Source organism: Salicola sp. AFF1 (genome assembly GCF_056783195.1).
Genome location: NZ_JBXAYL010000002.1, coordinates 152665 through 165697, shown reverse-complemented (window position 1 = coordinate 165697; position 13033 = coordinate 152665). Strand labels below are relative to the sequence as shown.

Here is a 13033-nt window from a genome sequence, read left to right as displayed (position 1 = left end):
GGAACGCGCTGCACGGTGACCCCATCACGCCTTCGAAAGACTGGCATCTCGCCGAACCGCCACCAAGCCGCTACAATGCCAGCCACCTGCAAGCCACAAACGCTCGCCATGATGACCAACGACCAGCCTCCGAGCCCTGACCCGCCTCCGCCAGCTCCCCTTTGGCGCCGCCTTATCGCCATGGTCTACGACAGCCTGCTGTGCCTGGCTTTGGTCTTCACGGTCACTGCGATCTACACCGGCGTGCACAAGCTCCTGATCAACGCGGGCCTGGTTGCCGATCGCTACGGCGCCATGCAGCAAGCGCAAGGCCAGATAGACTATGACCCGGTGCTGACCCTGGTGTTGCTTGCGAGCCTGTGGCTGTTCTTCGGCTTCTTCTGGCGGCGTGCGGGCCAGACTCTGGGCATGCAGACCTGGCGGCTCCGTATCGAAAACCCGGATGGCTCAAGAATAAGCTGGACCCAGGCGCTGCTGCGGGTGATTGCAGGGGCGGTCAGCTGGGCTGCCCTGGGGCTGGGATGGCTGTGGCAGTGGCTCGACCCACAGCACCGCAGCTGGACGGATCACCTGTCGCGGAGCCGTACTGTGCTGCTGCCCAAGCGCAACAGCCCGAAGTGACCGGCGTCATCCGGCCCGACGCAACAGCACCAACCCCACGCCACCAGCGATGGCGATCGGTACCAGGGTGGCCAGCATTGGGCTGAAGCCATAGACCAGACTCATAGGGCCCAGAAGGTCCTGCGTGTATTTGAACCCAAGTCCAGCCAGAAGCCCACAGAAGATCCGGAATCCCATGGTGACCGAGCGCAACGGCCCGAACACAAAGGAGATGGCCAGCAGCACCATGGTCGCGGTGCCCAGCGGCTGAAGGGTTTTCTTCCAGAACGCCAGCCAGTAGTCACTGGCATCCAGCCCCTGCTCCTGCATATAGGTGGCGTAGGTATAGAGACCGTGGATCGCCAGGCGATCCGGCCTGACCGTCAACACACTGAGCACGTCCGGCGAGAGCCCGTTCTGCCAGCGGAACGTTGCCCGCTCTTCAGTGCTGACTGACTGTTTCCGGATCGTTGAATGACGCACGTCATGCAACACCCAGTAATCGCCCTGGTAGACCCCGCGTTCCGCGTAAAGCGCTTCTTCCAGCCACTGGCCCTCACCAAAACGGAACAGGGAAACGCCATGGAGCTCACCGCTGGGCAGCACCGTATTGAAGTGCATGAAGACATCATCCTCACGATGCCAGAAACCATGGGTAGCCGCCGCTTGCCCACCATGGCGGGCAACCGCCTTGTTACTCTGGGCCGCCTGTTCCGCCGGCGGTGCCACGAAATCCCCAACCACAAGACTGATTGCCACCACTACCAGAGCTGGCTTCATGGCGGACCAGGTAATCCGGCCCAGCGAGACCCCCGCCGCCCGGATCACCACCAGCTCGGAGTTGTTGGCGAGCTGACCCAGCCCTACCAGCGCCCCCATGAAGGCGGCCAGCGGCAGAAACTCATACAGCCGCCTGGGCAGGGTGTACACCATGAAGACAAAGGCTTCCCATGCCTGATATTCATTGGCCGTGTCCTCCAGCTCGGCAATGTAAGCGAACACGAAATCCAGCGCCTGAACCACCAGCAGGACCAACAGGATGGCAGCCGCCACCACCCGCATGATGTAACCGTCAATCAGCCGCATGCATCACCTCCGAAGCCCGGCGCAGCCGTACTGACGGCCAGGCCAGCATCACCGCGCCCAGCGCGAGGAAGCCAACATGGACGCCCCACAGCCCCACCCATGAAGGCAGCTGGCCAGAGGCAATGGCATCCCGTCCCAGGATCAGGATTCCCAGATAGCCGATGAACACCAGGATCCCGGGCAGTAGGTGAAAGAAGCGGCCCTGACGGGCATTCACCCGGCTCAGAGGGATACCGAGCACCGTAACCACCAGCACCAGTAGCGGTAGCGACAGCCGCCAGTGCACCATCGCCTGATCCGCCTTTTTACCGGAATCCATGAGTGCCAGGGTTGGCTTGCCTTCCCGGGAGCTGCCGGTACTCACACCAGAGGGCGGTTCAATCCGCAGGCCGTAATCCTCAAAGGTCATGGCATCAAACTCGGCGCCCCCGGGGCGCCCTTCGAAACGGACCCCGTCGTGCAGCACCAGAAAGCGCCCCCCCTCGTCCTCGACAATCTGGGTCCCCTTGTCCGCTTTCATGAGCGTAAAGCGCCCATCCTCCTGGCCCTCAGCCATGAAAACCCCTTTCAGGGTCTGTTTGTCATCACTCAGGGCACGGGTATAGGTGACCCGGTTTGCCGAGCCCATCTCCTGGAAGCGTCCGGGCGCCAGCATTTCAAACCCCGTGCGCTGGGCCTGGTCAGCGAAGATACGATCCACCTGCTGGATGCCAGCCGGTGTCAGCCACAGACTCATGGCGCCAACCATGAGCGCCACCAGTACGCCCGGCCCCAGAGTCAGCAGAAGAACCTGGCGCTCACTGACACCGCAGGCGGTGAGTACCGTCATCTCACTCTCCTGGTGCATGCGCCCATAGGTCAGCAGAATGGCCAGAAAAAAGCTCAGGGGGAGGATCAGCTCCAGGAATTCCGGCAGCCGGTACCCCATAACGATGAAAATGATGTTGGCCGCGTATTCGCCTTCAGCGGCCGACGCCAGATACTGCAGGAAACGGCCACTCATGAAGATGAGCAGCAGCACCAGCGCAACGGCAGCCATGGTGGTCAGGACCTGGCGGCCCAGGTACCGGAAAATGATGAACACGGGCGTTCCCAGCATCTCGCATCGCCTGACAGGACGGATCATTCTAGATAACCTGTGCCCTCAATGACAGCCAACCCGGGGATGCCTCATGAGTCACTGGTTCCACATCCTCGCCGGCACCGGTCGTGATGCCCGCCTTCTGCATGCCGCGCGGCTGGCGGAAAAGGCGTGGCTGGACGGCGACCGGGTCGCGCTGTACTGCGATGACGCCACCACGGCCGAGGCGCTGGACGCCATGCTGTGGTCATTCCGTCCTGAATCATTCCTGCCCCATGAGCGGATCCGCACCAGTGACCAGCAACCGGACACCCGTGTCACGGTCCTCGAATGCGACCCCGCACCGGGCGAGTGGGATACGCTGATTGTCGTCGCCACTACCCTGCCTGGCGCCGCTGACAGGTTTGCGCGCCTGGCCCTGATCGCCAGCAACGAGGACAGCAGCCTCCAGCGCGCCCGCGCCCAATACCGCCAGTTGCGGGAACTGGGCATCACCCCGCAGGTTCATGACTTCCGCTCACCGGGCTGATGGTTCGCCGGTGAGCGGCCACCATGTATAATTGCAGGTCTGTTAGTCTTCACAGTCTCAACCCACATCAGCACAGCCGGGCCGATCAAGCATGGATAAGACCTACCAGCCGGAAAAGATTGAAAGCCAGTGGTACCAGACCTGGGAAGAGCGCGGCTATTTCGCGCCTTCCGGCAAGGGCGATCCCTTCTGCATCATGATCCCGCCGCCCAACGTGACCGGCAGCCTGCACATGGGCCACGCGTTCCAGCACACGCTGATGGATGCGCTGGTCCGCCACCGCCGCATGAAGGGCGACAACACCCTCTGGCAGGTGGGCAGTGACCACGCCGGCATTGCCACCCAAATGGTGGTCGAGCGCAACCTGGCGAATGAAGAAGGCCAGACCCGGCACGAGCTGGGCCGGGAGGCGTTCATCAACAAGGTCTGGGAATGGAAACAGGAGTCCGGCGGCACCATTACCAGCCAGATGCGCCGGCTTGGCGCCTCCGTGGACTGGGACCACGAGCGCTTTACCATGGACGACGGTTTCTACCGCGCGGTCCAGGAAGTCTTTGTCCGGCTCTATGACGAAGGCCTGATCTACCGAGGCAAGCGCCTGGTCAACTGGGACCCCAAGCTGCACACCGCCATTTCTGACCTGGAAGTTGAGAACGAGGAAGAGAAAGGCCACTTCTGGCATTTCCGCTACCCCATTAACGGGGGCCAGACCACCTCCGAAGGCGCGGATCATCTGGTGGTCGGCACCACCCGCCCGGAAACCATGCTGGGCGATACCGCCGTGGCGGTGCACCCGGAAGACGAACGCTACAAGCACCTGATCGGCACCACGGTTCGCCTCCCCCTGGCCGAACGCGATATCCCCATCGTGGGGGACGAGCACGCGGACCCGGAAATGGGCAGCGGCTGCGTCAAGATCACCCCCGCGCACGACTTCAACGACTACGCCGTGGGCCAGCGCTGCGGCCTCCCCATGGTGAACATCCTTACGCCGGACGCCAGCATCCGCGAGCAGGCCGAGGTCTTCAACGCGGACAGCACCCCCAACCACGAACTGGACGGCACCATGCCGGCGGCCTTCGTCGGCCTCAATCGCTTTGAGGCGCGCGAGCGCATCGTCGAGGCACTGGACGCCGAAGGACGTCTGGCCCAGGTCGAGGCCCACACCCTCAAGGTCCCGCGCGGTGACCGCTCCGGCCTCGTCATTGAACCCCTGCTAACGGACCAGTGGTTCGTGGCCACCCAGCCGCTGGCTGAACCAGCCATCCGGGCGGTTGAAAACGGCGACATCGAATTCATCCCCGACCAGTACGCCAACATGTACTACGCCTGGATGCGCGAGATCCAGGATTGGTGCATTTCCCGCCAGCTCTGGTGGGGCCATCGGATCCCGGCCTGGTATGACACTGACGGCCGGGTCTACGTGGGCCGCACCGAGGATGAGGTGCGGAGCAAATACGGGCTGTCCGGAGAGTGTGTTCTGGAGCAGGACGAAGACGTACTCGACACCTGGTTCAGTTCCGCCCTCTGGACCTTCGGCACACTGGGCTGGCCCGAGGATACCGAACGCCTGCGCACCTTCCACCCCACCAGTGTGCTGGTGACCGGCTTCGACATCATTTTCTTCTGGGTCGCCCGGATGATCATGATGACGATGCAGTTCATGAAGAACGAGGACGGCACGCCCCAGGTGCCCTTCCAGCAGGTGTACGTAACCGGACTGATCCGGGACGAGCATGGCAACAAGATGTCCAAGTCCAAGGGCAACGTCCTGGATCCCATGGACATGATCGACGGCATCAGCTGCGAGGAGCTGGTGGCCAAGCGTACCGCCAACATGATGCAGCCCCAGCTGGCGGAAAAGATCGCCAACAACACCCGCCAGGAGTTCCCGGACGGCATCCAACCCCACGGGACCGATGCCCTGCGCTTTACCCTGGCGGCGCTGGCCACCACCGGCCGCGACATCAACTGGGACATGAAGCGCCTGGAAGGCTACCGCAACTTCTGCAACAAGCTCTGGAACGCCGCCCGCTATGTGCTGATGAACACTGAAGGCGAGGATTGTGGCACCTCGGGCGACCCTATTGAGCTGTCGCTGGCGGACCGCTGGATACTGAGCCGCCTGCAGACCTGCATCGAGGAAACCAATGGCTTCTTCGATCAGTACCGTTTTGATCGCATTGCCCAGAACATCTACGACTTTCTCTGGAACGAGTATTGCGACTGGTACCTGGAGCTGTCCAAGCCGGTGCTCTATGACGATAACGTAACGGCGGAGCGCAAGCGCGGGACACGCCAGACCCTGGTACGGGTGCTTGAGAGCGTACTGCGCCTGGCCCATCCGCTGATGCCGTTCATCACCGAGGAAATCTGGCAGCGCGTCGCCCCACTGGCCGGCATTACCGGCGAAACGGTGATGCGCCAACCCTACCCGGAACCCAACATGGCCATGGAGGACGCCTCCGCCGAGTCGGAAATCGAGTGGCTCAAAGGGGTTATCCTGGCCGTGCGCAATATCCGTGGCGAGATGAACATCTCCCCCGCAAGGGCTCTGCCGGTGCTGCTTCGCCATGGCGATGACATGGACAGGGAGCGCCTGGAGGTCAACCGCACCTTCCTGAAATCGCTCGCCAAGCTGGAAAGCATTGACTGGGTGGAGGACGGCGACGAACCGCTTTGCGCGACACAGCTGGTAGGCGAACTGGAGGTACTGGTCCCCATGGCAAACCTCATCGACAAGGATGAGGAAATCACACGCCTGAGCCGCGAACTGGAGAAACTCGACAAGGAAATCCAGCGCCTCAACGGCAAGCTCGGCAACGCCGGTTTCGTGGAAAAGGCCCCGGCCGAGGTGGTTGAAAAGGAACGGGCCAAGCTGGAAGACGCCCAGGGGCAGTATCAGCGTCTGAGCGATCAGCTGGAACAGATCCAGGCGCTGTAGACCAGCGTACCCAGGAGCTCAGCCACCAACTCAAACGGAGCAGACATGGGCAACCGCCTCTCGAAAATCTACACCCGTACCGGCGATGATGGCACTACCGGCCTTGCTGATGGCAACCGTATCGCCAAGAACAGCCTGCGGGTGGAAGCCATGGGCACCATGGATGAACTCAACGCGCAGATGGGCATCCTCATTGAATCTCTCCATGACGAGGGCGAACTCAAGGTGGTCCTCCAGCAAGTGCAGCACCACCTGTTCGACCTTGGCGGGGAGTTCGCCATTCCGGGAAGCAGAGTCGTGGCGGAAAAGCACATCAACTGGCTGGAAGCCACACTGGACCACTGGAACGAGGACCTGCCATCACTGAAGAACTTCGTCCTGCCGGGCGGTTCCATGCCCGCTGCCCAGTGCCACATGGCCAGGGCGGTTTCCCGCCGTGCGGAGCGCATCACCGTTGCGCTGGGTCACGAGGAATCCATCAACCCGGACGCGCGCCAGTACCTCAACCGCCTTTCAGACTTCCTGTTTGTGGCGGCGCGGGTACTGGCCCGGCGCGAGGGCGCAGCGGAGGTTCTCTGGGATCAGACGCTGAGCACACCTAAACCCTGAAGCGGGCCACCTGGTCGTGGAGCGACGCGGTCAGGTCCGAAAGCTCACGGCTGGCCGAAAGGGTTTCCTCGGCATTGCCCGCAGTCTCCCGGCCCACATCGGAAATGGTTTCAACATTGCTGTTGATGTTGTTCACCACGGCGGACTGCTCTTCAGCCGCCTGCGCGATCTGTTGGCTCATATCCACAATGCGGGCAATGGCCTTCACGATGTTCTCCAGCGCCTCAGTGACCTCGCTGGATTTGGTGACGGTCTCATTGGTGACCTCGTGACTGTTATTCATCGCCGTCACCGCATCCTGGACGCCGGACTGCAGCCGCCCCACCATTTGCTCAATCTCTTCCGTGGACTTGTGCGTGCGCTGTGACAGCGAACGCACCTCATCCGCCACCACGGCAAAGCCACGTCCCTGCTCGCCGGCCCGCGCTGCCTCAATCGCCGCATTCAGGGCAAGGAGGTTGGTCTGTTCGGCGATGGCCTTGATCTCGTTCAGAACCTGACTGATGCTGTCGCTGTCCTTGCTGACCCGATCAACAACCTCCGCGGATCCCTTGATCTCCTCCGCAAGCCGATTCACAGTCTGGACCGTATCGTCCACGACAGCACTGCCCTGCTCCGCCTCCGAATCCACCTCATTGGCGTAATCCGCCGCCTGCTGGGAGCTTTGGGCCACCTCCTGGACCGCATCCACCATCTGCTTCATGGCGTCGTTGATCTGGTCGGTTTCCTGCTTTTGGCGGGAAGCGGCATCCGAGTTGGAGGTTGCCGTCTCATTAACCCGCTGAGCCTGCTGATCGACCTGGCTGACCGTGTCCCGAACCGATTCCACCAGTTCCCGGATGCTATCCGTCATGCCATTGAACTCGGTGCTCAGCTCGCCCAGCTCATCACGACTGTTGAGCTCAAGGTGAACCCGCATATCGCCACCCGCTACCCGGCGCGCGGAGTCAGCGAAGTTGCGGACTGCGGTCCGCACTGAAAAATAGAAGCCAGTGTACAGCCAGACAATCACCACCAGCACAACCGCCAGTGACGCGAAGATGATGGTACGCTGCTGGCGCTCGCCCGCCAGACGGGTTTCAAGCTGGCCCCGGACGGCCCCGAGCAGGTCATTGCTCAGGGTGTAGAACGAGTCAATGGAACCGGAAATCCGAGCGTCATACTCCGAAGCGGGAAACTCCAGCCTGTAGGGCTGGATCACTTTCACTTCCATCATGTCGCGGATTTCGATGGGCGCCTTGCCGAGCGCCTCCGCTTCTTGCCGGAAGCGTTGACCAATGGCGGGGGCTGCATCAAAGGCCAGATCAAATGCCGTTTGCAGCTGATTGCTCACATTGGTGAGGTTGTCGTAAATGCTGTTCATGCGCTCGCTGAGCCTGCCCGACAACCGACCCTCGTTAAGCCCATAAAGCCCAAAGGAGCGTGCCTGTCCCAATTCGTTGGTTACGGGGCTTATACCGTTGATGATCAGTTCAAGGAGCATCTGGACGCTGTTTGACGGATCCTGCCCCAACCCGCTCACCTTGAGCACTGTGTTGCGCAACGCCAGGGTTTTCTGGACAAAGCGGTCATAGCGGTTGAACTGGCGGTTCTGGGTCTGCAGATATTCGTTCTTTTCCACCATCTGGTTCCAGGACCCGGTTACCTCATCCAGCTGAGCATTCAGGGTGTCCCCGTGCTTGAGGTTGCCGGCATAGTCGCGCAGCGCCTGAAGCTGTTCCGTGACCGAGGCCTTGGCCTGCTGCGACTTGTCCCGGAGCTCGCCTTCCAGCTCCCGGACCCGGACCACCGCATGGTAATCCCGGTAACGCTGGGCGTTACGCACCAGTTCATTGGCTTCAGCGAATGCTTCCGTGCCACCAATCGCCCGCTCCAGATCGTCAATGGAGTCGTTCAGCTGGCTCACCAGAAGGTAGGCAAGACCAATGATCGGCAGTAGAAACAGGACGCTGATCAGGCTGAACTTGTAAACGATCTTCAGCCTGTTCATCAGCAAAATGGCAGGTGCAAGCAATGTCTTCACGGTACGCCCTCCGAGCGTTCCAACACACCAGTCGCACTGGCAAACCGGCCTGGCCGGCTTTATCGGCTGTGTGCCGCGCTCCGACGCGGCGTCCTTCGCGCTACGGGATGCTCCCGGGAATCACCCCGTTAAGGGGGAGTCTAGGTGACATGCGCCTCGTCACAACCCTTTTCCGTCAACTCACTGGGTTGTTTAACGACTTTTTCCACCAAGACTTGAAGCTCATCACCGGTCACGGAAGGACGCCCATGAGCGCAAGAATGGCCAAAGCCGCAAACCATACCAACATACTCCGGTTCAATAGATTGCGGACAGCCAACAGGCTTCGATGCCCATAATCCCGCCACCCATCTGGATCATGGGCCTGGAAGCGGGCCGGATCCAGCGCGTAACTGGAGAGTGCGCTTCCGGCCGCCGTAAGCAGTACATCCCCACAGCTGTCCTCCCGGCTTGGATGGCGGTTGCGGGGCTCGCTGACCCAACCGGAGAAATCCCCGGCCAGCGCAAAGCTGAAGGACAGCAGCCAGCGCGCGGGAACAGCGAGCCAAAAGACCCACCGGCTGAACACAGTTCGCACGGAGTCGGACGGGTAGTGGTCCCGGAGCATCAGCGCTGCCAGAATCAGCACCACGCCCGCCGGCCCCAGCAGGGCATACCAGAAAAGTGGCAGGAAATAACGTTCAAAGGTGGTCTGGATCAGTACACCGCAGAGACTCAAATGCAGCTGCTCCGGTGCCAGGGCCGCCCCCCGTTGCTCAGCGGGTAACAGCGGGGAGACATGGTACCAGGCGGCCTGCATATCGCCGGAACGCCAGGCTGTGCTGTAAGCCCGGAGCGGCTCGCGCCACCCCGGCATCCCTGTACCGCCCGCCACGAGTAGAACCAGGGCCAAAAGGCTCGCCCAGAGCCCTCCCGCAATGCCACTTGCCCCCCAGGTCAGCGCCCCGACCAGCAGCACCAGCACGCCGTATAAGGGCAAAAGCCAGCGCAGTGTTACCCGGCCATTGCTGGGCGCCGGGGGAGCATGTTCCAGAAACCGCCGCTGCCATTGGGCAGGATCCAGCCGCCCACGTGCGTCCAGCTGCCGGCGCAGTACCCAGGCGAGCAATACCACCAGAAGACGCATCAGCCTGACTCCTCTACCAGTTGGCCTATGCCGTGCCGGAACCGCTGCCAATCAAAGGCCCGGCCCGGATCCGTCTTGCGCTCCGGCGCTATGTCCGAGTGGCCTACAATGCGTTGCGGTGTCACCGCGGGGAAGGCCCGGATCAGCCCCTTTGCCAACGGAACCAGGCAGTCGTATTGAGCATCCGTGTAGGGTGTTTCATCAGTACCCTCAAGCTCAATGCCAATACCAAAATCATTGCATTCCGTGCGCCCATCGAAAATGGAACGCCCCGCGTGCCAGGCGCGATCCAGCAGGGACACGAACTGGACCAGCTCCCCGTCACGACGGATCAGAAGATGGGCCGAGACACGCAGGTCCCGCAACTGCTCGAACCAAGGGTGCTGACTGACATCAAGGGTATTGCAGAACAGGCGCTCGATGGCATCGCCACCGAACTCGCCGGGTGGCAGGCTGATGCCGTGGACGACAAGCAGGGAAACCGCCTCACCTTGAGGACGCGCATCATGGTTGGGCGATGGCAGGTGGCGTGCCGCTGGCAGCCACCCATCACGCCCTGGCATCAGAGCATCAACAGAATCCTGTAACAATATGATTGCCTCACTCGCGGGATCAGGCCGCAGTGAAGCACAGTGATCGTGGATTGCAAGGGGGTGACTGGGCGCTTCAGCTCGCTTGGCCCTGACGGAGGCTGTCGATGACCGACTCCAGCGCCCGGTCAAAGATCAGGCCATCGTCCAGCATCTCGAGGGTTCCATCCGCAAGCGCCTGGTTCACCTCCGGCATCATGTACTCAACAACCCGCGCGCCGTTGCGGTTCACAAAAATGTACTTGCCGGTAGCCCGGATGATGGCAGCAAGCTTGCAACGCACCGGCTCGCCCTCAGGCGGGTTCCATGTCAGCCAGGCCCCCACGCCCAGCTCCGGTGTCACGGCCGCTTCCGTCTCACCCAGCGTCTGGGACTGCGCCTCTGGCTCCGCCTCACTGGTTCCGGCTGTGGCCTCCGGCGCCGGCTCTTCTTCCTTACTGGGCTCGTTCAGCCCCGGAGGCGCCTCGTTGGTAATGTCCAATGCGTCATCACTTCGGGAGGCTGCCTCCTCCGGCGCTTCTTTGGGGGCCGTCTTAAGGCGCTGCAGCACATCAACATGCACCAGCTCCAGCTGATGCAGGCTGCGATCGGTTTCGAAGGGATCCCAGCCGATCTGCTCAAGACTCTCCCGGACGCTACGCACGAGACCTGGAATTTCCCGCAGCAGGACAGAGCGCGTGGATGCCAGGAACGGCTGCGGGTCCAGGCTCCACAGAAGCCGGTGGGTCAGCTCGCACTGCTGCTGCCAGCCTTCTCCTTCCTCTCCTTCACGCAGGTAGTACCACTTGAGCACACGGAACCAGGCATTATCCAGAAACCCGACCAGGCTCTCCGGCACCGTGCAGCTCGCACGCGCCTGGGTCAGGAACCGTTCCACCTCGGCCCGCGCCTGCTCCTCGCGGGCCCGGCCTTCCTCGGCATCGCGCAGGCGCTGCTCCACCAGTTCGCGCCGTCGCCGATCCTTTTCCATGAAGGCCGTAAAGTCCTCCAGAACAGAGTCAAAGACACTGACGTCCTCGCTGTATTCATTCAGGATGCGGCTGACGGCAGCTTCCATCTTCTCATAGAGCGGATCACGGCTGCTCTCGCCGCCGCCATTCCACACCAGAGCCGCCGAGGCCAGCTCGTTGAGCAGTTTGCGCGCGGGGTGGCCGCCGCGCTCAAAAAAGGCCGGATCCACCAGCGCTACCTTGACCATTGGAATCTGAAGCCGACCGATGAGCGCCTTCATGGTATCCGGCAGCCGCCGATCTTCCAGGATGAAGTCAAACAGCATGGACACCAGGTTGATGACGTCCGAGTCCATCTGGCGCACATTGCGCTCATTCTCATGCACCAGGTTCTGGACAACCGGCACCACACCACCGGGCTGTCCCGCCTCGGACGACTGCTGCACACCGGACAGCATCTGCACCAGCTCGGTTGTCTGCACTGGCGCAGCTCCCTGGCCAGCACCAATCACCGGAAAGCCGCCCGCATTGCCGGAGGAAGCCCCCGCAGGCGCTTCCGTTTGCTGGCCATCACCCGCATGCATCATCGCAAGCAGGCTACGGATGTCCGTCCCCTCTTGCTGCGACACGTCACCGCCAGAGGTCTCGCCCCCCATGGAGCCGTAAGCCCCCTCGCTGCTGTTCTGGCGTTGGGGCATCGGGTTCTTGAGGTTCGGCAGCACCCCCTGATCGCTGAGGTGCTGATTGGCTTCCGCATAAAGGTTGTCCAGCTGGCTGATCAACAGCTTGTCAAACAGCTTGTAGATGACCAGCCGAGCGCGTATTTCTATGGACAGTGACGAACAGGCCTGCGCGAGCCCGTGACAGATCACTTCCGGACCAAGCGGGTTCCGCGACGACGCCAGATCGGGATTGCCCAACACTTCCGCTACCCGCTGGCGCAACAGCTCCACCTGATCGCTGTAACGGTTGCGGATCCGCTGGATCATGTTGTCCACTGCCACCTGCTCTTCCAGGTCGTCATCATCCACGAGCGACAGGGACTCAATGTCGGAATCGCCATCATTGTGGCGCCCCGGCGCGGGTTCGAAGCGACCGCCTTCGTCGAACGCCCGGTTCAACCATTGCTGAAAGGTCAGGGTCATCGACTTGCGTTGCATGCGAAGCTCACGCATGGCGTCAAAATAGGTGGTCTGTTCCGCATTGGAGCGGGAACGCTCTGACAGATCAAACAACGCATCATCGGCGCCATCAAAGAAGGCGTCGAGCAGAGTGCGGAACCGCGCCGCCGCCGTGTCACGCAGACTGATCAGCGGCGCTGGAAGCTGCCGACTGTCGGCGGGCTGGCCAAGGGTGACCACGTTGTCTCCAAGACTCATCTGTCTGGCTCCCGAGATTCGCTGAAACGCCGGTTGGTTTTTTGACGCTTCCACTATAGAGTCAGGACGCGTCAATCTGTGTCAGAATTTGTCACCTTTTGTGACTATCCCGAAAA

Annotated in this window: 10 protein-coding genes; 4 read left to right on the top strand and 6 right to left on the bottom strand. The window is 61.7% G+C overall.

Annotated features, from left to right (window positions below):
- Positions 1–75: 75 nt before the first annotated feature.
- Positions 76–621, top strand: coding sequence for an RDD family protein (locus AC1RQI_RS02110; protein WP_481903480.1), 546 nt, complete (start codon positions 76–78; stop codon positions 619–621).
- A gap of 6 nt (positions 622–627) precedes the next feature.
- Here AC1RQI_RS02110 and lptG read toward each other — a convergent pair whose 3' ends face one another.
- Both lptG and lptF read right to left on the bottom strand, forming a co-directional pair.
- Positions 628–1686, bottom strand: a complete 1059-nt coding sequence (gene lptG, locus AC1RQI_RS02105) for an LPS export ABC transporter permease LptG (RefSeq protein WP_481903479.1) — start codon at positions 1684–1686, stop codon at positions 628–630.
- Positions 1673–2785 carry an LPS export ABC transporter permease LptF gene (lptF, locus tag AC1RQI_RS02100; RefSeq protein WP_416635039.1) on the bottom strand — a complete coding sequence of 371 codons (1113 nt, stop codon included), beginning with the start codon at positions 2783–2785 and terminating at the stop codon, positions 1673–1675. Before lptF ends, lptG begins: the two co-directional genes overlap by 14 nt.
- A gap of 73 nt (positions 2786–2858) precedes the next feature.
- Between lptF and AC1RQI_RS02095 the strand changes: the two genes are divergently transcribed.
- The 3 genes from AC1RQI_RS02095 to AC1RQI_RS02085 all read left to right on the top strand — a co-directional run bounded on the left by AC1RQI_RS02095 (position 2859) and on the right by AC1RQI_RS02085 (position 6849).
- Positions 2859–3296, top strand: coding sequence for a DNA polymerase III subunit chi (locus AC1RQI_RS02095; protein WP_416635040.1), 438 nt, complete (start codon positions 2859–2861; stop codon positions 3294–3296).
- A 91-nt stretch (positions 3297–3387) separates the two neighbouring features.
- Positions 3388–6240, top strand: a complete 2853-nt coding sequence (locus AC1RQI_RS02090; RefSeq protein ID WP_481903478.1) for a valine--tRNA ligase — start codon at positions 3388–3390, stop codon at positions 6238–6240.
- 45 nt (positions 6241–6285) lie between these two features.
- Positions 6286–6849, top strand: a complete 564-nt coding sequence (locus AC1RQI_RS02085) for a cob(I)yrinic acid a,c-diamide adenosyltransferase (RefSeq protein WP_416635042.1) — start codon at positions 6286–6288, stop codon at positions 6847–6849.
- On the opposite strand, the gene AC1RQI_RS02080 is transcribed toward AC1RQI_RS02085, so the two are convergent.
- The 4 genes from AC1RQI_RS02080 to AC1RQI_RS02065 form a co-directional block, all read right to left on the bottom strand.
- Entirely contained in the window at positions 6839–8872 is a 2034-nt protein-coding gene (locus tag AC1RQI_RS02080) for a methyl-accepting chemotaxis protein (protein ID WP_481903477.1), read from the bottom strand. The two genes, AC1RQI_RS02085 and AC1RQI_RS02080, sit on opposite strands and share 11 nt — an antisense overlap.
- A gap of 232 nt (positions 8873–9104) precedes the next feature.
- Complete coding sequence (locus AC1RQI_RS02075; RefSeq protein WP_481903476.1) at positions 9105–9998, bottom strand: hypothetical protein; 894 nt, start codon at positions 9996–9998, stop codon at positions 9105–9107.
- Positions 9998–10561: a 1,6-anhydro-N-acetylmuramyl-L-alanine amidase AmpD gene (gene ampD / locus AC1RQI_RS02070; RefSeq protein ID WP_481903475.1), complete on the bottom strand. Its 564-nt coding sequence runs from the start codon at positions 10559–10561 to the stop codon at positions 9998–10000. Before ampD ends, AC1RQI_RS02075 begins: the two co-directional genes overlap by 1 nt.
- A gap of 103 nt (positions 10562–10664) precedes the next feature.
- Positions 10665–12917 carry a DUF1631 domain-containing protein gene (locus AC1RQI_RS02065; protein ID WP_481903474.1) on the bottom strand — a complete coding sequence of 751 codons (2253 nt, stop codon included), beginning with the start codon at positions 12915–12917 and terminating at the stop codon, positions 10665–10667.
- Between the last annotated feature and the right edge of the window lie 116 nt (positions 12918–13033).

Excerpts from the sequence above, each read along its gene's own strand:
- AC1RQI_RS02090 (WP_481903478.1), top strand. The coding sequence starts at position 3,388 with ATGGATAAGACCTACCAGCCGGAAAAGATTGAAAGCCAGTGGTACCAG.
- lptF (WP_416635039.1), bottom strand. The coding sequence starts at position 2,785 with ATGCTGGGAACGCCCGTGTTCATCATTTTCCGGTACCTGGGCCGCCAG.
- AC1RQI_RS02065 (WP_481903474.1), bottom strand. The coding sequence starts at position 12,917 with ATGAGTCTTGGAGACAACGTGGTCACCCTTGGCCAGCCCGCCGACAGT.
- AC1RQI_RS02095 (WP_416635040.1), top strand. The coding sequence starts at position 2,859 with ATGAGTCACTGGTTCCACATCCTCGCCGGCACCGGTCGTGATGCCCGC.
- AC1RQI_RS02075 (WP_481903476.1), bottom strand. The coding sequence starts at position 9,998 with ATGCGTCTTCTGGTGGTATTGCTCGCCTGGGTACTGCGCCGGCAGCTG.
- ampD (WP_481903475.1), bottom strand. The coding sequence starts at position 10,561 with ATGCCAGGGCGTGATGGGTGGCTGCCAGCGGCACGCCACCTGCCATCG.
- lptG (WP_481903479.1), bottom strand. The coding sequence starts at position 1,686 with ATGCGGCTGATTGACGGTTACATCATGCGGGTGGTGGCGGCTGCCATC.
- AC1RQI_RS02085 (WP_416635042.1), top strand. The coding sequence starts at position 6,286 with ATGGGCAACCGCCTCTCGAAAATCTACACCCGTACCGGCGATGATGGC.
- AC1RQI_RS02110 (WP_481903480.1), top strand. The coding sequence starts at position 76 with ATGCCAGCCACCTGCAAGCCACAAACGCTCGCCATGATGACCAACGAC.